21 protein-coding genes and 2 pseudogenes are annotated in these 24509 nt (G+C 35.6%); 20 read left to right on the top strand and 3 right to left on the bottom strand.

Annotated elements, in window-relative coordinates:
- Positions 1–47 precede the first annotated feature (47 nt).
- The 6 genes from CAR_RS09670 to CAR_RS09645 all read left to right on the top strand — a co-directional run bounded on the left by CAR_RS09670 (position 48) and on the right by CAR_RS09645 (position 7321).
- Positions 48–2702, top strand: coding sequence for a sigma-54-dependent transcriptional regulator (locus CAR_RS09670; RefSeq protein WP_052303165.1), 2655 nt, complete (start codon positions 48–50; stop codon positions 2700–2702).
- Between the two features lie 157 nt (positions 2703–2859).
- Positions 2860–3177 (top strand): PTS sugar transporter subunit IIB, encoded by a 318-nt coding sequence (locus CAR_RS09665; RefSeq protein ID WP_013711543.1) that lies wholly within the window; start codon positions 2860–2862, stop codon positions 3175–3177.
- A gap of 31 nt (positions 3178–3208) precedes the next feature.
- Entirely contained in the window at positions 3209–3538 is a 330-nt protein-coding gene (locus tag CAR_RS09660; protein WP_013711542.1) for a PTS lactose/cellobiose transporter subunit IIA, read from the top strand.
- Between the two features lie 128 nt (positions 3539–3666).
- Entirely contained in the window at positions 3667–5085 is a 1419-nt protein-coding gene (locus CAR_RS09655; RefSeq protein ID WP_041556557.1) for a glycoside hydrolase family 1 protein, read from the top strand.
- Positions 5086–5186: 101 nt separating this feature from the next.
- The gene (locus tag CAR_RS09650) at positions 5187–5948 is read left to right on the top strand and encodes a sugar phosphate isomerase/epimerase family protein (RefSeq protein WP_013711540.1); all 762 of its coding nucleotides are present in this window, start codon (positions 5187–5189) and stop codon (positions 5946–5948) included.
- Between the two features lie 200 nt (positions 5949–6148).
- Positions 6149–7321: a hydroxymethylglutaryl-CoA synthase gene (locus tag CAR_RS09645; RefSeq protein ID WP_013711539.1), complete on the top strand. Its 1173-nt coding sequence runs from the start codon at positions 6149–6151 to the stop codon at positions 7319–7321.
- A 333-nt stretch (positions 7322–7654) separates the two neighbouring features.
- On the opposite strand, the gene CAR_RS09640 is transcribed toward CAR_RS09645, so the two are convergent.
- Together CAR_RS09640 and CAR_RS09635 are read right to left on the bottom strand one after the other, a co-directional pair.
- The gene (locus tag CAR_RS09640; RefSeq protein ID WP_013711538.1) at positions 7655–8941 is read right to left on the bottom strand and encodes a hydroxymethylglutaryl-CoA reductase, degradative; all 1287 of its coding nucleotides are present in this window, start codon (positions 8939–8941) and stop codon (positions 7655–7657) included.
- Positions 8942–9108: 167 nt separating this feature from the next.
- Complete coding sequence (locus tag CAR_RS09635) at positions 9109–9720, bottom strand: 50S ribosomal protein L25 (RefSeq protein ID WP_041556555.1); 612 nt, start codon at positions 9718–9720, stop codon at positions 9109–9111.
- Between the two features lie 318 nt (positions 9721–10038).
- Here CAR_RS09635 and CAR_RS09630 point away from each other — a divergent pair, with 318 nt between their 5' ends.
- The 8 genes and pseudogenes from CAR_RS09630 (at position 10039) to CAR_RS09600 (ending at position 17829) form a co-directional block, all read left to right on the top strand.
- Complete coding sequence (locus CAR_RS09630) at positions 10039–10677, top strand: SGNH/GDSL hydrolase family protein (RefSeq protein ID WP_013711536.1); 639 nt, start codon at positions 10039–10041, stop codon at positions 10675–10677.
- Positions 10678–10706: 29 nt separating this feature from the next.
- Complete coding sequence (locus tag CAR_RS09625) at positions 10707–11477, top strand: MurR/RpiR family transcriptional regulator (RefSeq protein WP_013711535.1); 771 nt, start codon at positions 10707–10709, stop codon at positions 11475–11477.
- A 123-nt stretch (positions 11478–11600) separates the two neighbouring features.
- Positions 11601–12905 (top strand): annotated as a pseudogene (locus CAR_RS09620) (PTS transporter subunit EIIC); the annotation flags it as partial.
- Positions 12888–13205, top strand: a pseudogene (locus tag CAR_RS13475) (glucose PTS transporter subunit EIIB); the annotation flags it as partial. The pseudogenes CAR_RS09620 and CAR_RS13475, both read left to right, overlap by 18 nt.
- Before the next feature lie 34 nt (positions 13206–13239).
- Positions 13240–14568, top strand: coding sequence for a 6-phospho-alpha-glucosidase (locus tag CAR_RS09615; RefSeq protein ID WP_013711533.1), 1329 nt, complete (start codon positions 13240–13242; stop codon positions 14566–14568).
- Positions 14569–14813: 245 nt separating this feature from the next.
- On the top strand, positions 14814–16364 hold the full coding sequence (locus CAR_RS09610; protein ID WP_013711531.1) for a gluconokinase: 1551 nt from the start codon (positions 14814–14816) through the stop codon (positions 16362–16364).
- 260 nt (positions 16365–16624) lie between these two features.
- Complete coding sequence (locus CAR_RS09605; RefSeq protein ID WP_013711530.1) at positions 16625–17389, top strand: threonine/serine ThrE exporter family protein; 765 nt, start codon at positions 16625–16627, stop codon at positions 17387–17389.
- A complete protein-coding gene (locus tag CAR_RS09600; RefSeq protein WP_013711529.1) occupies positions 17386–17829 on the top strand; it encodes a threonine/serine exporter family protein in 444 nt (147 codons plus the stop codon). The genes CAR_RS09605 and CAR_RS09600 overlap by 4 nt, the downstream gene beginning before the upstream one ends.
- 85 nt (positions 17830–17914) lie before the next feature.
- Here the strand turns inward: CAR_RS09600 and CAR_RS09595 are convergent, their stop codons facing one another.
- Positions 17915–18742: an aminotransferase class IV gene (locus tag CAR_RS09595; RefSeq protein ID WP_013711528.1), complete on the bottom strand. Its 828-nt coding sequence runs from the start codon at positions 18740–18742 to the stop codon at positions 17915–17917.
- A gap of 151 nt (positions 18743–18893) precedes the next feature.
- Between CAR_RS09595 and CAR_RS09590 the strand changes: the two genes are divergently transcribed.
- The 6 genes from CAR_RS09590 (at position 18894) to CAR_RS09565 (ending at position 24420) form a co-directional block, all read left to right on the top strand.
- A complete protein-coding gene (locus tag CAR_RS09590; RefSeq protein WP_041556553.1) occupies positions 18894–19526 on the top strand; it encodes an NUDIX hydrolase in 633 nt (210 codons plus the stop codon).
- A 136-nt stretch (positions 19527–19662) separates the two neighbouring features.
- Positions 19663–20754: an ABC transporter permease gene (locus tag CAR_RS09585; RefSeq protein WP_013711526.1), complete on the top strand. Its 1092-nt coding sequence runs from the start codon at positions 19663–19665 to the stop codon at positions 20752–20754.
- A 15-nt stretch (positions 20755–20769) separates the two neighbouring features.
- A complete protein-coding gene (locus tag CAR_RS09580) occupies positions 20770–21450 on the top strand; it encodes an ABC transporter ATP-binding protein (protein WP_013711525.1) in 681 nt (226 codons plus the stop codon).
- Between the two features lie 46 nt (positions 21451–21496).
- Positions 21497–21949: a MarR family winged helix-turn-helix transcriptional regulator gene (locus CAR_RS09575; protein WP_013711524.1), complete on the top strand. Its 453-nt coding sequence runs from the start codon at positions 21497–21499 to the stop codon at positions 21947–21949.
- A gap of 53 nt (positions 21950–22002) precedes the next feature.
- Positions 22003–23514 carry a phytoene desaturase family protein gene (locus CAR_RS09570; protein ID WP_013711523.1) on the top strand — a complete coding sequence of 504 codons (1512 nt, stop codon included), beginning with the start codon at positions 22003–22005 and terminating at the stop codon, positions 23512–23514.
- A 45-nt stretch (positions 23515–23559) separates the two neighbouring features.
- Positions 23560–24420: a phytoene/squalene synthase family protein gene (locus tag CAR_RS09565; protein WP_041556551.1), complete on the top strand. Its 861-nt coding sequence runs from the start codon at positions 23560–23562 to the stop codon at positions 24418–24420.
- The last annotated feature ends 89 nt before the right edge of the window (positions 24421–24509 follow it).

Below are 24509 nucleotides of genomic sequence, written 5' to 3'. Positions count from 1 at the left end.
AAGTGACAAATAACCGTAAAAAATTAGTATTAGATTATTTAAATGAAATGAATAAAGGTGTCACAGCCAAAGATATTGCCTTAGCTTTATCTTTGGACCGTGCAAATGTTAGTCGTTACTTAAATGAATTGTATAAAGAAAACCAAATAGAAAAAATAACTGGACGTCCAGTATTGTATCAATCAATAGCTATCAGCGAAAATGAGCAAGAAGAATACTATAAAATGAACGCTTTTTCTCGCTTAATAGGCTACGAAGCTTCTTTAAAAGAAATGGTGCAACAAGCAAAAGCGGCTATTTTGTATCCACCCAACGGGTTGCATACTATTATTTTTGGGCAAACAGGAACAGGAAAGTCGTTATTTGCAGAATGTATGTATCAATTTGCGATTGAATCGAGAGCATTGTCTAAAGATGCTCCTTTTGTAACGTATAACTGTGCAGACTATGCCCAAAATCCACAATTGCTTTTTGGGCATATTTTTGGTGTGAAAAAAGGGTCTTATACGGGTGCTACTCAGGATCGAACAGGTCTTATTCACCAAGCCGATAACGGTATTTTATTTTTAGATGAAATTCACCGATTGCCACCTGAAGGTCAAGAAATGTTGTTCACATTTATTGACAAAGGGATTTATCGTCCTCTAGGAGAAAGCAATGAAACGCATCACGCAAATGTATTGATTATTGGAGCAACAACAGAAAAATCTAATGTATTATTGTCAACGTTTACACGCAGAATCCCAATGGCTATAACCTTACCTGAGTTAATTGAACGCACAGTGGAAGAACGGTATGAGTTAATAGACAGTTTTTTGAAACAGGAAGCGCAACGCCTTAACCAAAAAATTACCATTGAAAGAGAAGCTCTATTAGCCTTTATGTTGTATCAACCAGAAGGAAATATTGGACAATTTCAACGAGATTTAAAACTAGTCTGTGCCAAAGCTTTCTTAAATGTTCGAATGGAAAACAAACAGTCTTTAAAAATTGATCAAAAAGACTTGCCACTACAAGTTCAAAAAGGGCTATTATCAATAAAAGAAATGCCCAAGCAAATGGAACGATTAATTCAGCTAGACCAAACAGAATTTACGTACATGCCAATAACGGACTCAACTGATCCCTTAGCTTATCAGCAGAAGGAAAAAGCGATTGTACCTTTGATAGAAAAAAATCTTTTGAAAAAGACAAATGAGAATCTTTTAGAAAATTATCACTTAGACGGATTAGGACATAAAGAACAAAAGACTTATTTTAATGAGTACGTCAAAACACTTTCGACAACGTCAGATGTACGCAAACACATCATTGATCCAGTATTAAAAGAATTGGTTGAACAAATGTATTCGCTTGCCAAAGAACGGCTGCATCGTTCATATTCTACTAAAATGGAATTTGCTTTTGCTCTACATTTGCAAAGTGCTCTGGAGCGAATAGAAGAAAATCAACGAATCGATTTTCCAAATTTGAATGAGATCCGAAAGAACTACTCGAAAGAATTTCAAGTAGCAATCGATCTTTCAGCTATGATTGAAGAAGCTTATTCTGTGGAAATTCCTTTTGAAGAAATTGGGTTTATCACGTTGTTTTTAACGAAACAAGAAGAGGTTGAAATGGCTCAAAAACAAGATGAAATGACAGCCATTATGGTTTTAATGCATGGAAAGACGACTGCAAGCAGCATGTTGGAAACCGTAAAAGAATTATTAGAAACGACAGTTGGCGTAGCCGTCAATATGCCATTGACTATGAAAGTTCAAGAAATGTACCAACTGGTTCGTCAAACGATTGAGGAAAATAAGGAAGTCTACCAACATGGATTACTGATTTTAACCGATATGGGTTCACTAAATACTTTTGGAAATATGTTAGCAGAAGACTTAGGCCTACGAATTAAAACACTTCCTATGGTGAGTACTTTAGTCGTTTTGGAAGCTGTAAGAATGGCTAGTATTGGCCGTACGTTAGAGGAAATTTACCAAAGTTGTCAAACGGTATTGAAAAGCAGCACAAAACAACTAACGTTAGTGGATGTAAAGAAAAAGAAAGCTATATTAGTTACCTGTTTTACGGGAGAAGGAGTAGCTAAAAAATTAGAACAGCGTATTCTTCCAGTAGTGGATTCTACAAAGGTGAAAATTATTCCTTTACAATTTTTGCACCGCGAAGCATTCAAGCAACGAATTGATCAGTTGATGGAAACGTATGATATTAAAGCTATAGTAGGGACTGTTGAATTCGACTATCAAAATATCCCCTTTTATAGCACATACGATATATTTAATGATGAAAAATTACTGCTGCTAAGCAATCAATTAGAAGAGGAGCTTCCCATAAACGAGATCATACAATCGTTGACGGGTACCTTGAAAAAAGTAGGGTCTATCCAACAACTGATGCGCTTTTTACAAAAACTAATCCAGCAAATGAAAAGTCAGCTGAATGTTATGATTCCAGCAGGCGTGGAAACGGGTATGCTGCTGCATTTGGCGTTTTTGATTGAAGGACTACAAACAGGTACGATTATTCGCGAATTTCATGGCTTAGAAGCATATGCTAAAAAAAATCGCATGACTATGGATGTAATTAAAGCGACTCTTATTCCATTAGAAAAACAATACCAAATGGCTATTCCAGAGGATGAGATTGCGTATATTGCACAAATGATTATTGAAAATCAAGTAAAAATGCATATTTAAAAATACACACTTCACTAGTGTGTATTTTTTTATTTGTAGTGTGTATGTTAAAACAAAGAAAGAAAAGGCTTTCTGAATGTGTTTACATTTAAAATTGTTGGCACGATACTTGCATTATAATAAGTGTAAAGCAAATAACTTAATGGAGTGATAAATAATGGCAGAAAAAACAATTATGTTAGTATGTTCAGCAGGTATGAGTACAAGTTTATTAGTAACTAAAATGCAAGCGGCTTCAAAAGCTCGCAATATGGATACAGAAATTTTTGCAGTATCAGCAGCAGAAGCAGATAAAAACCTTGCAAGCAAAAATATTGACGTTATGTTATTAGGGCCACAAGTTCGATTCATGAAAGGCCAATTCGAAAAGAAATTAGCTGGGAAAAATATTCCACTTGACATTATCAACATGCAAGATTACGGAAAAATGAACGGTGAAAATGTGTTGGATCATGCTATTAAATTAATGAATTAATCAGTAAGGATTATGAAAGGAAGTTTTTAAAGTGGGACAAGCAATAAATATAGAAACAATCATGGGGTTAATTATTCATGGAGGAAACGCTAAAAGCGATGCAATGGAAGCTATTCATGCTGCAAAAACAGATGATTTTACATTAGCAGCTGAAAAATTAGATGCAGCAGATAAATCTTTAGTTGAAGCTCACCATGCTCAAACGAGTTTATTGACACAAGAAGCATCTGGTGAAGAGCTAACGGTTTCTTTATTAGCTGTGCATAGCCAAGATCATTTGATGAATGCTATAACATTTAGAGATATGGCGTCTGAAGTTGTTGACGTATATAAAAAACTTGCAGGGGTATCAATAGACTAAATGTAAGTTCATAGCAAGTCATAAAAAGTCATAAGAATTTCATTTTATGGCTTTTTATTGTCTATCGAGTGAGCAAAGCTGACAGGCATAATGTTTAACTGAATCTATATATGAAGGAGAGTATAAAATTGAAAAAACAAATTCCAAAGGATTTTATTATTGGCGCTGGGTCATCCGCATGGCAAACAGAGGGATGGAAAGGCAAGAAAGAAGGGCAAGATTCATATCTGGATACATGGTATAAAAATGAAAGACATGTATGGCATGAAGGCTTCGGTCCAGGAGTTGCAACTAATTTTTATGAACGCTATCAAGACGATATTGATCTAATGAAAGAAATTGGGTTAACACATTTTCGAACTTCTATAAATTGGTCAAGATTTTTTACAAATTATGAAACTTTGGAAGTTGACGAAGACTATGCTTCATTTGTTGACCGCTATATAGATAGTTTGATTGAAGCTGGTGTAGTACCGATGTTGTGCCTTGAACATTATGAATTGCCAACTTATTTACAAGATAACTACGATGGCTGGAGTTCAAAAAAAGTTGTGGAACTATTTACACAGTACGCAGAAATTGTTTTTGACCGTTACGCAGACCGTGTAAAATATTGGTTTACATTTAATGAGCCCGTTGTTATCCAAACACGCACTTACTTAGATGCCATTCGTTATCCACATGAGCAAAATACAAAAAAATGGATGCAATGGAATTACCATAAAGTTTTGGCAACCGCAAAAGTTGTCGAAATGTATCATAGAAATAATTACGACGGCCAAATCGGTATTGTGTTGAACCCAGAGGTAACGTATCCAAGATCTTCTTCAGAAGCAGATAAAAAAGCGGCAGAGATGTACGATCTATTTTTCAATCGCATTTATTTAGATCCTTTGGTTAAGGGAACATATCCAGAAGAGTTGTTTCCGCTGTTAGAAAAGCATGGCATCCAATTTGAGTATACAAAAGAAGAATTGGCTATTATTGCACACAATACGGTAGACTTCTTAGGGATTAATTTATATTACCCGAATCGTGTGAAGGCACCAAGCTACCAATGGAATGAGCAAACACCTTTCCATCCAGCGTTCTACTATGACCATTTTGAATTGCCTGGACGAAAAATGAATAAATCTAGAGGATGGGAAATTTATCCTCAAATGATGTTTGATTTCGGTATGCGTATAAAAAATGAGTACGGAAATATTCCGTGGATGGTAACAGAAAATGGGATGGGTATTGAAGATGAAGAGCGGTTTATGGACAGCAATGGAGTTGTACAAGACGATTACCGCATCGAGTTTATTACAGAGCATTTGAATAGTTTGATTGAGGTAACTGAAGCTGGATCAAACTGTAAAGGGTATATGTTATGGGCTTTTACCGATTGTGTATCTCCTATGAACGCATTCAAGAATCGTTATGGGTTGGTCAGAATCGATTTAGATAATAACAGAGATCGCTCGTTAAAAAAATCGGCTTTTTGGTACCAAGACATCATTAAAAATAGTGTTTTTGAAGTTCCAGATAAAACAGAAATCAGATAAATAACGACTACTCAAACAGTTAATAAGAATAAGTAGAATAAAAATGGTAATCTAGTATTAATGGATTACCATTTTTTATTTTACTAAGGAGGAATTAAATAATGAGAGAAACAATCGTAGTAAATATGCTGGTTTTTGATGAGTTAGTTAAAGACGGAAAGAGACAATTGGATTTTTTTGAAGGCCTTTCTCAATTAGGGATTAAAAAAATAGAAATCAGAAGAGATTACATCAAAGAGCAAACTGAGTTTAGAGACCTTAATGAAGCGGCTAAAAAGTATGGATTTGAATTGTTGTACTCTGTTCCAGATTTGCTTTATGCAGAGCAAATGATGAAGGAAACCGATTTAAGGTTATATGCAAAAGAAGCCCATGAGTTAGGTTCTAAACATTTAAAATTTGGAGCTGGATACGCTAAAGACGTTTCAACTGAAGAGGTTACGATTTTAAATAATGTGTTAAAAGAATACGAGATAAGCCATTTTACGATTGAGAATGGTCAAGAAGATTATTCAAAAGCGGCTAAACTAAATCAACTATGTGCTCAACTAATTGAAAAAGGTGCAGCAGTTTCGATAACCTTTGACACTGGAAACTTCATATTTGTTCATGAGGATCCAGTTAAGAACGCAGAACTTTTAAAAAACCAGGTAACTTATGTTCATTTGAAAGACATCAAAGAAGATACATTGGAAATGACACTTCTAGGTGAAGGAGATATTTCTGTAGCGGAGGTTTTGAGTGAATTTCCAAATGACATTAATACAGCTATTGAGTACCCTTGCGGCAAGGACCCCTTAGCCGTATTGAAAGAAGAAATCACAAAATTAGTAACCATTAAAGAGGATATCGAAAGACCTTAAATTGGATTTAGATTTAATATTTGTTTACTTAGTGATTAGATTCTTAAGCTTCTCTTTAGATTAGAAGCAAACAGTTGTTTTTTAACTGTGAATAACTTATTATTTATTAGAATGCTTAGTAGAATAGGTTAATAGGCAGGTATACACGGAAGATAAGGCTGTATAAGAGAAGTCATTAAATAAAAAAGGGGTCCTTTCTTTTGAGAATTGGAATAGACAAAATTGGTTTTTATGCACCACATATGTACGTAGATATGAACAAATTGGCAGTAGCTAGAAATGTAGAGCCAGAAAAATTTACTATCGGGATCGGCCAAGAAAAAATGGCCATTGCTCCAATCACACAAGACCCGGTAACATTAGCAGCAAATGCAGCATTAATGATACTAGATGAGACGGATAGAGAAAAAATTGATTTTGTTATTTTTGGTACAGAATCAGGTATCGATAATTCGAAATCTGGAGCCGTGTATGTGCATCATTTGCTAGGATTAAATCCAAATGCACGTTCTATTGAAGTGAAACAAGCTTGTTATGGAGCTACTGCAGGAATCCAAATGGCAAAAGGGCATATCGCTTTAAATCCAGAAAGCAGAGTATTGGTATTGGGATCGGATATTGCGCGTTATGGATTGAACACTTCAGGGGAAGCTACTCAAGGAGCTGGTGCGGTAGCCATGGTTATCAGTGCCAATCCAAAAATCATGGCATTAGAAAATCAAAGTGCCTATTTAACAGCGGATATTATGGATTTTTGGCGTCCGGTTTATTCAGATACAGCTTTTGTTGACGGCAAATTTTCCAATGAACAGTACATTCACTTTTTCACAACGGTTTGGGAACAATACAAAGCCAAATCAGATTTAGCGTTAAACGATTTTGAAGCCATCTGTTTCCATTTACCTTATACTAAGATGGGTCTTAAAGCTTTAAGAACAGTAGTAGAAGAAGCAGATGAAGCTACTCAAGAAAAATTATTAGCTAATTATCAATTAAGTACAACCTACAATCGCAATGTTGGAAACATTTATACTGGGTCGCTATATTTAAGTTTGATTTCTTTACTTGAACAAAGTGAACAGTTGAAAGATGGTTCAAGAATTGGATTATATAGTTACGGTTCCGGTGCAGTAGGGGAGTTCTTTACAGGTATTTTGCAACCGAACTATCGCGAGTATCTACAAACAAAGAGTCATACTGAATTATTTGCTTCAAGAACAGAGATTTCGATTGAAGAGTATGAAGAAGTTTTCCAACAAACAATTCCAGTCGATGGATCCACTGCAACATTTGAGGTTACAACAGATCCAGCAACTATTTATTTGGCGGGTATGAAAGACAATATGCGTCAATACGTAAATAAAGCCAACTAAAATTATTGAGAAATGATCCCAATAAAAAAACTTATTTCCATCCCTGATGATAACGTTCATTAGAGATGAAAATGAGTTTTTTTGACTGTATTAATTGATGTGATGAGCCACTCTTCCATGAAACAGGCTTTGACGGAAGAGTTGAGCGTAAAAATAGCCTCACTTGTCAATGAAACACATCTTCATGGATAAGTGAGCTTCAAATGGAGAGTCACTATTCCATGAAAGTGATCTTCACGGAACAGTGAACTACTAAAAAAATCCAACTCTTCCGTGGAAAAGTTGGATTGAAGAATAGCACAATTTTCAGGCATCTTAGGTATTTCTGTTTAATTATGATTCGATCTCTTTGAGTAGTGCTTCTGCAGTAGCCAGATTCATATTTTTAGCTGTTTTTAACTGCTCAGCGACTTGTTCAATGTCTGCGCCGGTTGCTCCAGCACTGATAGCCAAAGAGCGAGCTTGTAGGCCCATATGACCTTTTTGAATACCTTCAGTTACTAGGGCTTTAAGAGCAGAAAAATTTTGAGCAAGACCCACGGAAACGATTATGGATTCTAACTCTTTTGCCGACGGATCGCCCAATAAGCGTTTACTGAACTGGGCAGCTGGGTGGATGGAAATCGATCCGCCAACCGAGCCAACAGGCAGAGGCAAAGTCAATTGCCCAATCAAATCGCCATTTTCAGCTTTTCTCCATGAAGAAAGAGCACGGTACTGGCCATTGCGTGAGGCATAAGCATGTGCACCAGCAGAAATAGCACGCCAATCATTACCGGATGCTAAAACCACAGCATCAATGCCATTCATAATACCTTTATTATGAGTAACTGCCCGGTAAGGATCCACATAAGCTAATTGACTAGCTTCAATCAAACGATCACGGACTTCTTCACCGGAATAACCATTTCTTTTCAAGAGGTCTACAGGTATTTGACAAAGCGCACTAGCCAGACATTCTGTCGCATAGTTAGAAAGGATACTCATTAAAGCTGATCCTCCTGTTAATTCTTCAAGATAAGTTGTAATGCCTTCCATCATAGTATTGATGATATTGGCGCCCATAGCTTCAAGTGTAGATACATGCAAATGAACCATTAAAAATTCAGGTGTGCCAGCTTCGTTGTCAGCTTCAATTACACGAATGAACAAATCTGTTGCACCGCCTCCGCGCTTAACGATAGAGGGATGAGCGGCATTAGCTTTTTTTAGAATATTATTTTTGTGTTGAGCTAAATTATTTTTGGCAAAAGTCAAATCAGGGACATCTTTTAAGGCAACTTGCCCAATCATAATGCGTTCTGAAATAGTGGTTTTAAAACCGCTCGCTTGAGCAATGATTTTTGCCCCGGCACTAGCGGCAGCAATGACAGATGGTTCTTCGATAGCCATCGGTACGACATAGTCCTTCCCGTCAACTAAAAAGTTCAAAGCGACCCCTAACGGCAGTTCATAATTAGCTAAATGGTTCTCAATCATATTATCGGCTAACTCATCCGATAAGAGTAGGCCGTTGGTTAGCAACAAGTCATCTGAAGTTAAACTACCTGCAGCAACAAGAGCATTCAGTCTCTCAGCATGATTCATTTTATAAAATTTATCTAAATAGGTTTTATCCATCTTAGTATTCTCCTTGTGATTATCTCTTATTCAAAGTTTACCATATTCTATTCTTATACTTGAAATTATTTTAGGATTAAGACAAATAAAAAACCTTCCATCTAAAGCTCGAAGAGCAATGGATGGAAGGTTTTTTATTTGTTCATTTATTAATTGATCAAGAATAATTATTTTGCTTCTTCTTCTTTTTCACCAATCAATTCAGGTTCAACAGCTTCAGCAGCCGTTTCAGGTTCTTCAGCTGATGGAGGTAATACACTCACAACAGATTGTTCAGCATCACTTAATACAGTGATTGCTTTGTCAACTTTAATATCTGAAACATATAGTGCGTCACCAATTTCTAATTTGCTAACGTCTACAGTAAATTCAGTTGGGATATTCGCTGGAAGAGTTTCGATTTCTAATTCGTTTAATGTTTGAGAAACAATGCCGCGTTTAACAGCATCAGCATTTAAAACATTAATCGGAACAGTAACCGTTAATTTTTCTCCTTTTTGAATAACTTGTAATTCAACGTCTAAAATTTGATTTACAAGAGTTGCATTTTGAATCTCTTTGATAATCACTTGATGAGTTTCACCATCTTGAACGGCAACATCAAAGATAGCATTTTTACCTAATGTCTTTAAAACGTTATCCAATTCTTTGCTGTCTAATAATACTGCAGTGCTTGTGATACCTTTTCCATTAACGACGGCTGTTACTTTTTTTTCTCTTCTTGCACGATTAGCCGCTGAAGATCCGACCTCTGTTCTTAAAGTAGCATTGACTTTCATATTATTTTCCCCTTTCAAACTATGGTGATGAGTGGTTTGAGTTAACCTAACTAGTTAAACTAGAAAAGCGTTTTTAAAACCCTTATCACTTATTGTAACAAAAAAAAGTGTAAAAAGCTATTTTAATGAATTTATAAACAAAAATAACAGATTGAATTTTCACATCTTTTTAATCTGGAAATTAAAATTTGAATTGCTGGTTTAAAAGAATAAAGGTAAACTGAAATTATAAAAATAGATAGTGAGTTAAGAATGTTGTGTAAGAAATTGGGTGCGTTTACAGGCAGCATGCTCAAACGAGAGGAATGAAACTTATTTATGATATTAAACCCTGAAGACCATATTCTATTCATCGGTGACAGCGTTACAGATGTTGGCCGTGAAAGAACAGATGCTGCAGATTTAGGACAAGGCTATCCTCTAATGATAGCAAATGCTTTAAAGGAACGTTATTCTGAATTAGAGCTGACTTTTTCTAATCGCGGAATTGGAGGGAATAAGCTGAACGACATGGCTGATCGTTGGGATGTGGATTGTCTTTCTTTAAATCCAACAGTTGTATCTATTTTGATTGGAATCAATGATACTTGGCATACGGTCGGAAAAGACCAGTTTGGTAGTCAAGAAAATTTGCAACAATTTGAGCAACAATACCGTACTTTGTTGAAATCACTAGTAGAGAAATCTGTACGTCGAATTATTTTAATGGAGCCTTTTGTTTTGCCTTATCCAGTCGATCGCGAAATGTGGCGCAGCGATTTAGATCCACGTATCCAAGTGGTTCGCAAACTTGCCAGGGAATTTCAAGCAGATCTAATTCCATTAGATGGCTTATTGAATGCTATAGGAATCAAACAAGGTTTTGCTTTTTTAACAGGAGAAGATGGTGTACATCCTACGAAAGAAGGTCATGAGATGATTGCGGAAATATGGCTTGATACAGTAAGAAATGGATGAAATGACCAGCTTGATAGGAGGGAAGACAAGTGAACGATATTAGTAAATTGATTCAAGGGAAAAGTCTATCCGAATTAGATATAAAAATATTGCATTATATTATTGAGAATATTGATGATGTATTAGAAAGAGGTGTACGTGGTATAGCTAAAGACAACTATACTTCTCCTTCAACTATTATTCGGTTATCAAAAAAAATGGGCTACACAGGTTTTATTGACTTGTATTACCAGCTGCTGCCAATGGTTAAGAAAACAGAAGAGCACCCAACAGACAATGATGAAGACTTTTTGCGTATTAGCCAGAAAGATTTTTTTAAAGAAAATAGCAAAGAAGACATCAACAAGTTCATTGAGCATGTTTTATATTTGAAACAAAAATACATTTTTATTTATGCAACGGGTTTTTCGGCAATAGCAGCAGAGTATTTATACAAAAAATTATTGGTTTTAGGTAAAAAAACTGTTATCGCAACTGGGACAGACTCAATAGGTGTATTTGAAAATAATTTAGAAGATATTGGTGCCTTTATTGTGATCTCAAAATCTGGGGAAACACAACAAGTGATTGATAAGTTACTGGTAGCAAAGGATCAAGGGATATTTACGATCACGTTTACAAAGGAGACAACCAATCGAGCAGCTGAGCTATCTGATTTGAACTTTAAAATTAATGACAATAATAAACTGGATGATCGCAATATGCTGCCAAATAGTTTTTTTCCTAGACTATTGATGTTAGTAGAATTTATTTTCAAAACTTATCTTGAGGAATTGCAAAAGAAAATGGTGAATGAGTGAAACGTGTTTCTAAAGTGCGGAACACGTTTTTTATGTACCCAAAAAGCTATGAAATAAACCGTTTTCAAGATAAACTAAATTTATTAAAAGAAACGAAACAATAAAAAGTTGGAGGCAAGAGGTATGAAAGAGAAATTAATGGATGGTATGCAGCGTTTTTCTAAAGCTATGTTTATTCCAGTATTAATTTTACCCATTGCAGGGATTTTAATTGCAATCGGTAATTTATTTACAAATGCAAAGCTAATTGAAACCGTTCCCTTTTTGAATAACCCAATTACCATGGGATTTGGAACGATTTTATCCGGTTCTTTAGTATCCATTTTAAATAATTTAGGTTTGATTTTTTGTATGGGTCTAGCAGTTGGTCTAGCGAATAAGAAAAAATCGGAAGCTGGATTTACAGCAGTTTTAGGTTACTTAGTCTTTATTAACGCAATGAATAAATTTATGGAAATCAGTGGATTATTATTCGAAGGAGAATCTTTACAAGGAACGGGACAAACGATGGTATTGGGTGTTCAAGTTTTAGATATGGGTGTTTTCCTTGGCATTATATTAGGAGTAGTAACAGCAATTGTACACAATAAATTTTGTGAGAAAGAATTTAATAATGCATTCCAGATTTATGGGGGTACTCGTTTTGTATTTATTCTATTGATCCCAGTAGTTGTATTATTAGCTATTGCATTCACTTATATTTGGCCATTTTTCCAAAGTGGTATAAACAGTTTAGGAACATTGATCAATCAAAGTGGGAATTTTGGGATATTCTTATATGGAATGTTAGAGCGATTGCTCATTCCAACCGGACTACATCACTTAGTTTATACACCTTTCTTATATACTTCACTAGGAGGTATTCAAGAAGTAGGCGGACAAATTTTCGAAGGTGCTAGAAATATATACTTCGCTGAGATTGCAGATCCTAGTGTCAGTATCTTATCACCAAGCGTGATTTGGGATGCACGTGGAATTTCTAAAATGTTCGGTTTAATTGGTGCTTGTCTAGCGATGTACCAAACAGCAAGTCCTGAAAATAAAAATAAGGCAAAAGCAATCTTAATTCCTGCAGTAGTGACATCATTTGTAGCAGGAGTAACAGAGCCCATTGAATTTTCATTTATGTTTGTAGCGCCGTTGTTGTTCGTTGTCCATGCAGTATTAAGTGGATTAAGTATGGTTGTATTGAACTTATTGAGCGTTCGAGCTATCGGACCAAATGGTTTTATTGATTTCCTATTGTACAATGTACCTTTGGGAATTGAGAAAACCGGATGGCCAATGTATATCTTAGTAGGACTCGTATTCTTCGCTATCTACTACTTTACTTTCCGTTTCTTGATTACAACATTCAAATATAAAACAATCGGTCGTGAAGATACCGGTCAAGAAACAAAACTTTATTCTAAGAATGAGTACAATGAAAGTAAAACTAAAAATGAAACTGCTAAAGAAGGAGTACCTCAAGAAGAAAAAGGTTTAGCAAGTACGATTGTTGCAGCTTTAGGTGGACCAGGAAATATCAATACGGTAACCAATTGTTACACGCGATTGAGGTTAACCTTGCATCAGCCAGATAAAGTTGATGAGTTAGCGTTAAAAAATGATACAGGAGCAAGCGGGGTCATCGTTAAAGACCACAATGTCCACGTTGTTTATGGCTTGCAAGTTAATAGCGTCAGAAAAGCTGTCGATCACTATTTAGGCAGAGAATCAGACGAGTAGATTAATTAGATAAAATGAAGGGAAGTCATTAAAAATGAAAAAATTTTCAATCGTAATTGCAGGAGGCGGAAGTACGTTTACGCCAGGAATTGTTATGATGTTATTGGATAATATGGATCGTTTCCCCATTAGAGAATTGAAATTATACGATAATGATGGTGAGAGACAAAGTATTTTAGGAGATGCATTAGAAATCCTCTTAAAAGAACAAGCTCCTCAAGTGAAGTTTTCACACACAACAGATCCCGAAACTGCCTTTACAGATGTGGATTTTGTTATGGCACATATTCGTGTTGGGAAATACGCCATGAGAGAACAAGATGAAAAAATTCCTTTGAAATATGGGATTGTTGGTCAAGAAACATGTGGACCAGGCGGAATCGCTTATGGAATGCGCAGTATTAGGGGAATGATGGAAATCATCGATTATATGGAAAAATATTCTCCTGATGCTTGGATGTTAAACTATTCAAATCCAGCTGCAATCGTAGCGGAAGCTTGCCGTGTGATGCGTCCGAACTCAAAAGTATTGAATATTTGCGATATGCCTGTTGGAACGTTGAGAAGAATGTCTCAAATCATCGGCAAAACACCAGACGAATTAGAAGTTCGATACTTTGGATTAAATCACTTTGGTTGGTGGACTAGTGTAAAAGACATAGCCACTGGTCATGAATATTTAGATGAAATCAAAGAATACGTTGCTGAGAATGGTTACTTGACTCAAGTAGAAGTGGATACGCAACACATGGACGAAAGTTGGCAAGCCACTCATAAAAAAGCAAAAGATCTATTGGCGATTGAACCGCGTTTCTTACCAAACACGTATTTGAAATACTATTTCTATCCAGATTATGAAGTAGCTCACTCGAATCCAGAATTTACTCGCGCAAATGAAGTCATGGCTGGACGTGAAAAAGAAGTATTTACAGCTGCTAAAGGAATTATTGAAAAAGGAACTGCTGAAAATAGCGGTTTCCACATTGACAGCCATGCTTCCTTTATCGTTGACTTAGCTCGTGCGATTGCCTTCAACACACATGAACGGATGTTACTGATTGTCGAAAATAATGGAGCCATCGCCAACTTTGATGATGACGCTATGGTAGAAGTTCCTTGTATTGTGGGCAGCGATGGTCCAGAACCATTAGCTCAAGGGAAAATTCCAAATTTTGAAAGAGCATTGATGCTGCAACAAGTTACAGCTGAAAAAATGGTTGTCGAAGCTTATATTGAAGGAAGTTACCAAAAACTATGGCAAGCATTAAGTCTATCAAAAATCGTTCCAAATGCAGAAGTGGCTAAAAATCTATTGGATGATTTAATTGTAGCAAACAAAGGTTTCTGGCCAGAATTAAACTAAAAAGAGTTTAACAAATAAAAGGCAAGAAAAGTGACCTGCATTCACCTTTCTTGCTTTTTTATTTGATGAAAAATTATCTGGAAATCCAGTATTTCAATATACTTGTTTTCTTTATAAAAAAGTTGACAAAATTGCTGCCAAACGACATGATTATAGATGAGGGAATTTTTATTTTGAAGAAAAATAGTCGCATGATTGCGCAATGAATTCGGACATATTCGGTTCAATGCAAGGGGGATTAGTGAATGTTAAAGCAACAACGGTATACAATTGGAGTAGATATTGGGACAACAAGCACAAAGGCCGTCTTATACCAAGAAGATCTTCAAGTAATAGATAGTACTTATGTAGGCTATTCTATTACTCAAACTGAAGTAGGTATGGCCGAACAAGATCCAAAAGTGATTTTTCAAGCTGTAATTTCAGTTATACGTACATTGATGGAAAAAGATAAAGGAATCAGTCATCTAGTTGATTTCATCTCTTTTTCAAGTGCCATGCACAGTGTTATTGCCGTAGATGAACAAGATGAATTGTTGACCAACTGCATTATTTGGGCGGATAATCGTCCAGCAGAACTAGTTGCTCACTTAAAAGAAACAACGAATTGGAAAGAATTATATAAAAAAACTGGGACTCCAGTTCATTCTATGAGCCCATTCAGCAAAGTTTTGTGGCTGAAAGAGTATCATCCTGCTATTTTAAAAAAAGCTAAGAAGATTATTGGGATTAAAGAATATGTTTTATTTCATTTGACTGGAGAATACAAAATTGATTACTCGATTGCTTCAGCAACAGGATTATTCAATATTCATGAACTATCATGGGATAAAGATATCCTGAAACTTGTTGGCATTGAGAGGTCACTTTTATCTGAACCTGTAGATGTTACATATAGATGGAATAAGATTCGAGAATGCTATGCTGAAGAAATGGCCATTAACTCTACAACGGACTTGGTCATCGGTGCAAGTGACGGTTGTTTATCGAACCTTGGTGTTGGGGCAATGGATCCTGGTGAAACGGCAATTACAATTGGTACTAGTGGAGCTATTCGAATGGTTACCAATCATATTGTATTGGATGCAGAAGGCAGAACCTTTTGTTACTATTTGTCGAAAGACCGTTGGGTTATCGGCGGGGCCGTAAATAATGGTGGAAATGTCATGTCATGGCTGACGTCAATCCTATACCCTGAAGGCAGCAAAATGATGGACAATGGTATCGAAACAAGGCTAGAACAGCTTAATAGATTTGCTGAAATGATACAACCTGGTGCAGAAGGTTTATTCTTTTTACCTTATTTAAATGGCGAACGTGCCCCTTTATGGGAGTCAGAAGCTACGGGTAGCTTTATCGGATTGGCTTCTAGACACACTACTGGGCATATGGTACGTGCGGCTATGGAAGGCGTACTCTTTAATCTTTACGATGTTTGGCAGATCATTCAAGAGGTTGGCGGTCCATCTAAAACAATAAATGTAACGGGTGGCTTTTTAAATTCGCCACTATGGAAACAAATGATAGCAGATATATTTGGAAGAACTATGCAGCAGCCAACTAGTTTTGAGAGCTCTTGTTTAGGTGCAGTCTTGATTGGTAAAGAAACTGAAGAAATGATTGAAACAGTAGCTAACTATGAGGAGAAAGAGCAAATAGAAGATACAGTTGAATCAAAAATCAGCATACAGTATAACGAACAAACGGTAACAGACTACCAAAAAATTATTCCTGTGTATCAAAAATTAGCAAAAGAGATGACAAAAGTTCGTGGAATGTTGAATGAAGCACACTAAATGATCAATAAAGAATAAAAAAAACTACTGACAAGGGCGTACAGTGACTCAACTAGGGAATTTTTTTACAGAGCAGAATTTTCTGTTCTGTTTTTTTATTATAAAACTAAAAAGGCTCTTATTAAAAAGAAGTAAGAATGAAATGAAAGGTTCAAATGGTTTCATAAACTATGCTATACTAAGTTGAAATTTACAAGTACAGAGAAAGCTGTAGTTTAAAGAATGCGGTTAGCCATTGTGGGAAAGGAAGAGACTATAGAATGGATTACAAAACACTAATGGATGTCGCCATACTAGCAGGGAAAATTATGCTAGAAAGTAACGCAGAAACGTATCGTGTAGAAGATACGATGAACCATATTTTAAAAATATCAAAATTTGAAACAACTGAAGCGTTTGCTATTGCTACTGGATTGGTCGCTACGCTTGATGACCCTAGCTTGGAAGATCCAATTACGATTGTGAATCGAATCAACGTGCGAGATACGAATTTAAATAACATTGCCAGTGTAAATACGATCTCGAGACAATTGACTAGTGATGAAATCACAATTTCAGAAGCTTATACAGCTTTGCAAAATATTGGGAAAGTACAATATAAGCCTATCCATAAAGATATTGCTACATCAGCTTTAGCTGCTTCATTTGCTTTACTTTTAGGTGGAGGCCTTTTTGAAATACTGGCTGCTGGAATAAATGGTGCTTTATTGGCACTGATCCTAAAAGGCGAAAAGAAGTTAGATATGGGCTCTTTTGTTCGGAATGTTTTATCTTCTGCGGTCATATCAGTGGGGGCTGGATTAATGCAGATGTTTATTTTCCCCACACTTATGATAAGTATCGTTATAACGGGTACGATAATGCCTTTAGTTCCAGGAACAGCTATTACAAATGCAATACGAGATACTTTACAAGGAGACTACATGTCTGGCGGTGCTAAAGCTTTAGAAGCCTTTGTTACGGCTCTATCAATTGCTTTAGGCGTTGCTATAGGGTTAGTACTTATTGGAGGTGTGCTATTTTGATCAGCCAAGTCATTGGTGCTTTTTTAGCAGTCGCTGCAGCAGCAATTAGCTTAGAATCGCCAAAGAAACATATTTTTGCAACAGCTATAGTAGGAGCTATCGGTTGGGGAGTTTATCTGGTTTGTCTTGAAACATTAGGATCTGTTATGTCAACATACATCTCAGGATTAGTGATTTCTACTCAATCGCATATTTTTTCGCGTATTTTTAAAGTTCCTGTAACCATTTTTTTCTTACCAGGTTTTTTTCCATTAGTGCCAGGTTCGGGAATGTACTTAACGGTTTATGAATTTATTCAAGGAAATACCGATTTGGCACAAGGCCATCTTCAAAATACCATCCAAATAGCTGGGATGATTGCTTTAGCTATTTTTACAATAGACACAGTATTTAAAGTAATAAAAAGAGCGCAATATTTAAAAGGAAAACGAACCACATAAATGAAAAAAATAGAAATCTTTTCCTAATAAACCTATTAGAGACAAAAAAGCCGAGATCTAAAATATGATCTCGGCTTTTTTGTGGTTACAAATGAGCCGGTTGATGTTCGATGATATACGATTCGACAAGATTAGCATATTCAGTCATCAACGTTTTGATGATCGGGTTGGTTGTAGAATGTAGAGGTATTTCCCCAATTGATTTGATGGGTAAAATGTTGTTTCCCGTGCCCGTTATAAAGGCTCCATCAATTTCAGGCAGTTTTGAAACAGCAATCGTTTCTTCTCTAACGTCAAAATTTAATTTGGTACATAATTCTAATGTTTTTTTTCGAACAATACCCAGCAAAACATTTTTAGCTGGAGAAGTGTATAATTTGTTGTTGTTTACAATAAATAAATTTGACCGGCTTCCTTCAGTCACATGATCTGTTTGATCAACAAGTAATACCTCATGAGCTTGTTGCTTTTTACGTTCAGCTAAAACAACTCGCTGGTAGTCTGTACGCAATGTTTTAACATTAGGATCAGTTCGTTCTAACTTTAATAATGTGGTATGCATACCATTGAGATAGTAGTCTTGTGGAGGATAAATAGACGTCGTGAAAAAAATTAATAATCCTTTTTTGGCATTTAAAATAATTTTGATGTTTTTATTAATAACATGATTTAATGATACCAAGTGGTAAATACGATTTGTTAAGACTGTATCGGAATCGTTTAAGTGTAGACCAGTAGCAGCTGCTGAAGCTCTAAAACGTTCTAAATGATCTTCTAGAAAAAGTGGGATACCTTGTTGAACACGAATAACTTCATAAATATTCTTTCCATCTAGCTCGTCAAATATAGTATTTTGTTCAGTTGGTATCTTTTGATTGTTTATAAAATAAAAGGTCTCTTCTACTTGTTCCATAATTAAACTCCCTTTTTTGTGAACGAATAAGTCGTTTGTTTTCTTCTATTGTAATGAACTTACTGCACGATTAGCAAGAATAAGATTAGTGTATGACCGCTTAATTCCTTATAATAAAGGTAAAAGTGTAGCAAATGAAGGAGGACTAATAATGTTAGATGAAATCAAAGGATTACTAGAAAACTATGAGGCAAAACCACTTACCAACCAGCAGCACTTTGCTGTGTTGGTCCCCTTAATAAAAATAAACGATGAGTTGCATCTTTTATATGAAGTACGCAGCAAGAACATTTCTCAACCAGGTGAAACCTCTTTTCCGGGTGGAAGAGTAGAAAGAGGAGAGACTTACGAAGAAGCTGCCATTCGCGAGACGATGGAAGAATTATCTCTTTCTAAGGATTCCATCCAAATCTTAGGAGAAATGGATTACATTGTTAACGAGCGTGTCATCATACGATCTTTCGTAGGGGAACTAAAAAATATAAAAGTAGAAGAAATTCAGTTTAATGAAGAAGTTGAAGAAGTGTATACAGTACCAGTGAGTTATTTTTTAACACATGATCCCGTTTATTATGTGGCTCATGTGAAGTTAGAACACGAGGAGGATTTTCCCTTTGATCGAATACCTGGTGGGAAAAAATACAACTGGAAGCAAGGGAAGCATGCAGTCCCTTTCTATACAATAAACGATCGTACATTATGGGGCTTTACAGCTAATTTTACGGATCGCTTTATTCAGCTGCTCAAAGAGCATAAAAATAAATTTTCTTCGGAAAATAAGTAAGATTAGTTTACAATAAATTTTATTCTGAGTATACTGTATCGTGTAAGATGTAAAATTTGTTTAATAAACTGAAAAAAACAAACCATTGCATTTATTATTCTAAAAAGAACGAGCTATTATAAAAGGGGGATATAACATGTTTTTAGCATGGAAAGAAATAAAGCATTCAAAAACTAGATTTGCATTGATTATTGGGGTTATGATCTTAGTGTCTTATTTGGTTTATTTTTTAACTGGATTAGCATATGGATTAGCTCAAGATAATCGTACAAGTGTAGATAAATGGGAAGCAGATTCAATTGTTCTAACCGATGAATCAAATACGAATATTAATATGTCCATGATGACATTTGAACAAGCAGAAGAAGTTACAGCAGAGGATACGGCCTTACTGGGATTAGCTCCTAGTGTGATACGAAAAGAAGGCGAAACAGGGGAATCATCAAAAGTAAATGTAACTTTTTTTGGTATTGAACCAGATAAATTTATTATGCCTGAAGTGATTGATGGTCGAGAATTTGAAAATGATGATGAAGTTGTGGCTGATATTAGTTTAAAAGAAGAAGACAATATTGAACTAGGCGATACGATTCAACTTGCTGGAAGCGATAAAGAAGTAGAAGTTGTTGGATTTACCGAAAACGCTAAATTCAATGTGGCTCCTGTTTTGTATACAACGATACCTTCTTACCAAGAAGTTCGCTTTGAAGAAGCTGATGATTCGGAAAATGGGCGAATCAGTGCAGTGGTTGTTCGAGATTCATCAGAATCATTACAAGATGTTGTCGCAGACTCTGATGACTTGGTGGCATATTCTATTGGAGATTATATCTTTAAGATACCAGGGTATAGCGCACAGGTTTTAACATTTGGATTAATGATTGGATTTTTAATTGTGATAGCAGCAGTTGTTATTGGAATTTTCATTTATGTATTGACCTTGCAAAAGACAAGCATGTTCGGCGTTATGAAAGCTCAAGGGATCTCTTCAGGTTATATTGCGAAGTCAGTTGTCGCACAAACCTTCTTGTTGTCCACTATTGGCGTGGGAATTGGATTGATTTTGACTATTATTACATCATTTGTCTTGCCAGCCACCGTTCCTTATAGTTCGAATGTTCTATTTATTGCTGGAATAACAGCTTTACTTATCATTGTAGCTGTACTAGGAGCGTTATTCTCAGTGCGTACAGTAGTTAAGATTGATCCATTAGAAGCAATCGGATAAAGGAGGAAATCAAAAATGAAATTAATAGAGTTGGATAATGTGAGCCGTTCATTTGGTGAAGGGCATAAACGAGTAGAAGCATTGAAGGATACAACTTTTTCTGTAGGAGAAGGAGAGTTTGTTGCGATTATTGGTCCAAGTGGTTCTGGTAAAAGTACACTCTTAACGATTATTGGAGGATTGCAAAAGCCTTCAAAAGGTACCGTTATGATTAATGAAAAGCCTTTTAGTGAAGTTGCTGAAAAAAAACGAGCTGCTTTACGCTTTGAAGAAATTGGATTTATTTTGCAAGCGTCAAATTTAGTTCCATTCTTAACGGTAAAAGACCAATTGAATCTGGTTAACAAAGTTGAAAAAACAAAAGTTGATAAGCAGAAACGAGACGATTTACTAGATGAGTTAGGTATCTTGGATTTGAAAGATAAGTACCCAAGTGATCTATCAGGTGGAGAACGCCAACGAGTTGCAATCGCTCGCGCACTGTATCATGAGCCGTCTGTTATTTTGGCAGATGAACCGACAGCAAGCTTGGATTCTGAAAAGGCCTTTGAGGTAGTAGAAATACTAGCACGCGAAACAAAAAACAAAAAGAAAGCAACTATTATGGTTACCCATGATGAACGATTGATCAGCCAATGTGATAAAGTGTATGTTATGAAAGATGGTATTTTGTCTTTAAGAGAATCAAACGAATAAGATTTGAAAGATGAAATAGGCACTTAGATTGGAAGGAGAGATTTAATTGGATGAAACCATGTTTGTTCGTTCTTTAGAAGACCAACTATGTTTTGAAGTATATAAAGCTTCTAATGGATTTTCAAGAATGTACGGAAGAGCATTAAAACCTTTTGGACTAACTTTTCCTCAATACCTTGTTTTGTTAGCATTGTGGGATGAAGATCATATATTTATAAAAAATATTAGTGACCGTATAGGTATGAGCATAGGAACACTTAACCCAATTCTTAATCGATTGTCAACACAAGGCTGGATTGAAAAAGTCGCATCTGATATAGACAAACGTGCCGTAATTGTCACATTAACCGAAAAAAGTCAGCAAGTAAAAAAAGCTATTTCAAAAGCCATTTTAAATGAGATTATGCATTGCAATATGACAGATATAAATAATGAAGCTTTTTTTAAAGGGTTGAAGTCTTTAAATAGTGAGTTTGAACGTTTAGAAGAAGATGAGTGATCTGAGACAAGTATAAAAAGTTTAACTGCATAAGATTAGAAAGGAGAGTTTTTTTGTCGAAAAAGATAGTAGTCATCGGAGCTGGCGTAGCCGGTCTAGCAAGTGCAATACGTTTGCAGCACGAAGGATATGAAGTAGAAATTTATGAAAAAGAAGCCATACCTGGCGGGAAAATGCATCAAATCAAAAAGGATGGTTATACTTTTGATTTAGGTCCTAGTATTGTTATGATGCCACAAATTTATAGAGAAGTTTTTGAATTAACTGGAAGAGATCCGGATGACTATATCCCAATGAAAAGACTGGATCCTATGTATACTGCCTATTTTGGAACAGAAGAAAAAGAAAAGTTTGATGTTTCATCTGATTTGGTCAAATTAATGGAGTCGCTAGAAGGAATCAGTGATGAAGATGCGAAAGGCTTTTTGAGTTATCTTCAAGATATTTATGGCCGTTTTATTGTAGCAAAAGACCATTTTTTACAACGTCCTTTCCGTAACGCATTGGACTTTTATAACCCATTTATGATTAAGCAGGCTTTGAAATTAAAAACGTTTGATAGCGCTAATCATTCCATTGGTAAATTTGTAAAAGATAAACGATTGCAGCAAATGCTTAGCTTCCAAACCTTATACATAGGAGTTTCGCCGGTTAATGGACCTTCTCTTTACACTATTATCCCTATGATTGAACTGCTTTACGGCGTTTGGTTCATTGAAGGTGGTATGTATACGATGGCCAAATCTATGGAACGCTTATTTTTAGAGTTGGGTGGAAAAGTTCATTACAATTCACCAGTAGAAAAAATCTTGATTGAAGACAAACAAGCGTATGGAATTTTATTACGCGATAAAGAGATTCTTGCGGATTATGTTGTCTGTAATGCTGATTTCCCATATGCTATAAAAAATTTGGTGCAAGACACAGCTGCTAAAGGGAAATACACAGATAAAAAAATCGATAGTATGAAGTATTCTTGTTCTTGCTTTATTATGTATTTAGGTATGGATCGTAAATACGAAGGCGTTGATCAGTTGCATAATTTTGTGTTTGCTGAAGATTTAGATAAAAATCTTGAAGATATTTTTGCTGGTAAGTTACTAGATAATCCTTCTTACTATTTATATATGGGTTCAAAAATGGATCAATCTATGGCTCCAGAAGGAAAAGATGGACTTTATCTATTAGTCCCTGTTTCTGATTTATCTATTGCGGATTATGAGTGGACTGAAGAAACAATCCAGCATTACCGAACAGAAGTTTTAAATTCGTTGAAACAACTCAAAGGTTTTGAAAACGTTGAGAATGAGATCGTATCAGAAACCTATATGACACCTATTGATTTCAAAGAAAAATTCAATGCATATAATGGTGCCTGTTTTGGACTGAGACCTAATTTATTACAAAGCAATCATTTTCGTCCACAGGCTAAAGCTAAAAATTGTGAAAATCTTTACTTTGCTGGAAGCAGTACCCACCCTGGAGCAGGAGTGCCGATCGTATTGATGTCTGCAAAAATAGCTACCGAAGAATTAATCTTAGATGATCGCGGAGTTAAGGCATAGTTCAATACTGTATGAAACTTAGTCAATACTATGGGAGGCCTGGATATGGAATTGAATGGACAAGAAACCATAAAACAAGATTATCAATACTGCGAAGAGATCATAAAAAAACATTCAAAAAGCTTTTATTATGCTTTTTCGCGTTTACCAAAAGCCAAAGCACAAGCTATATTTGCCATTTATGCTTTTTGTCGAAGGGCTGATGATAGTGTAGACTTGGTTGACACAAAAGAAGAACAACTTTTGGCAGTAGCGAATTTAGAAAAAGAATTATCTTTATTCGAACAAGGAAATCCTATTGATCACCCAATTTGGCGTTCGCTAACAGATGTTTTTGAACGTTACGATATGTCTATTGAGCCCTTTTATGATCAATTAATAGGCCAAAAAATGGATATAGATTTTGCAGAGCCAAAAGATCTATCGGAATTAGAAACTTACAGCTATTACGTTGCTGGATCAGTTGGATTAATGTTGTTACCTGTTTTGGCTTCAAAAACGCACCAAGACCTCACTCAACTAGCGATTAATTTAGGAATCGCTATGCAGTTGACAAATATCTTAAGAGATGTTGGCGAGGATTTCCAAAAAATTGATCGAATTTACTTACCAGTTTCTGAGTTGGCTGCTGAAAATTATACACGAACAGATATAGAACAAAAAATAATCAATGCTAATTTTATTCGTATTTGGGAAAAATTGGCTCAACGTGCAGAGTATTTGTATGATGATGTGCAAGAGGGATTTCGCTATTTTGATGAAGATAGTCGATTGCCTGTCAAACTTTCGTCAGCGATTTATCGCGGGTTGTTGAATGCTGTACGTAAGAATAATTATGATTGCTTTACTAAGCGTAATTATGTATCGCCATTAGAAATGCAGCGTATTTACCGATCAATAAAATAAGAATTTGTCCTTGACCAATAAGCTGTATAGCTTTAGTTTAGGACTTTTCTTGTCTATTCGTTAGAATAAACTACATGAGGAGTGGGTTA

It is taken from the genome of Carnobacterium sp. 17-4, assembly GCF_000195575.1.
GTDB lineage: Bacteria > Bacillota > Bacilli > Lactobacillales > Carnobacteriaceae > Carnobacterium_B.
Note: the sequence above shows the minus strand (reverse complement) of the source record. Positions and strands in the feature narration are given on the sequence as shown.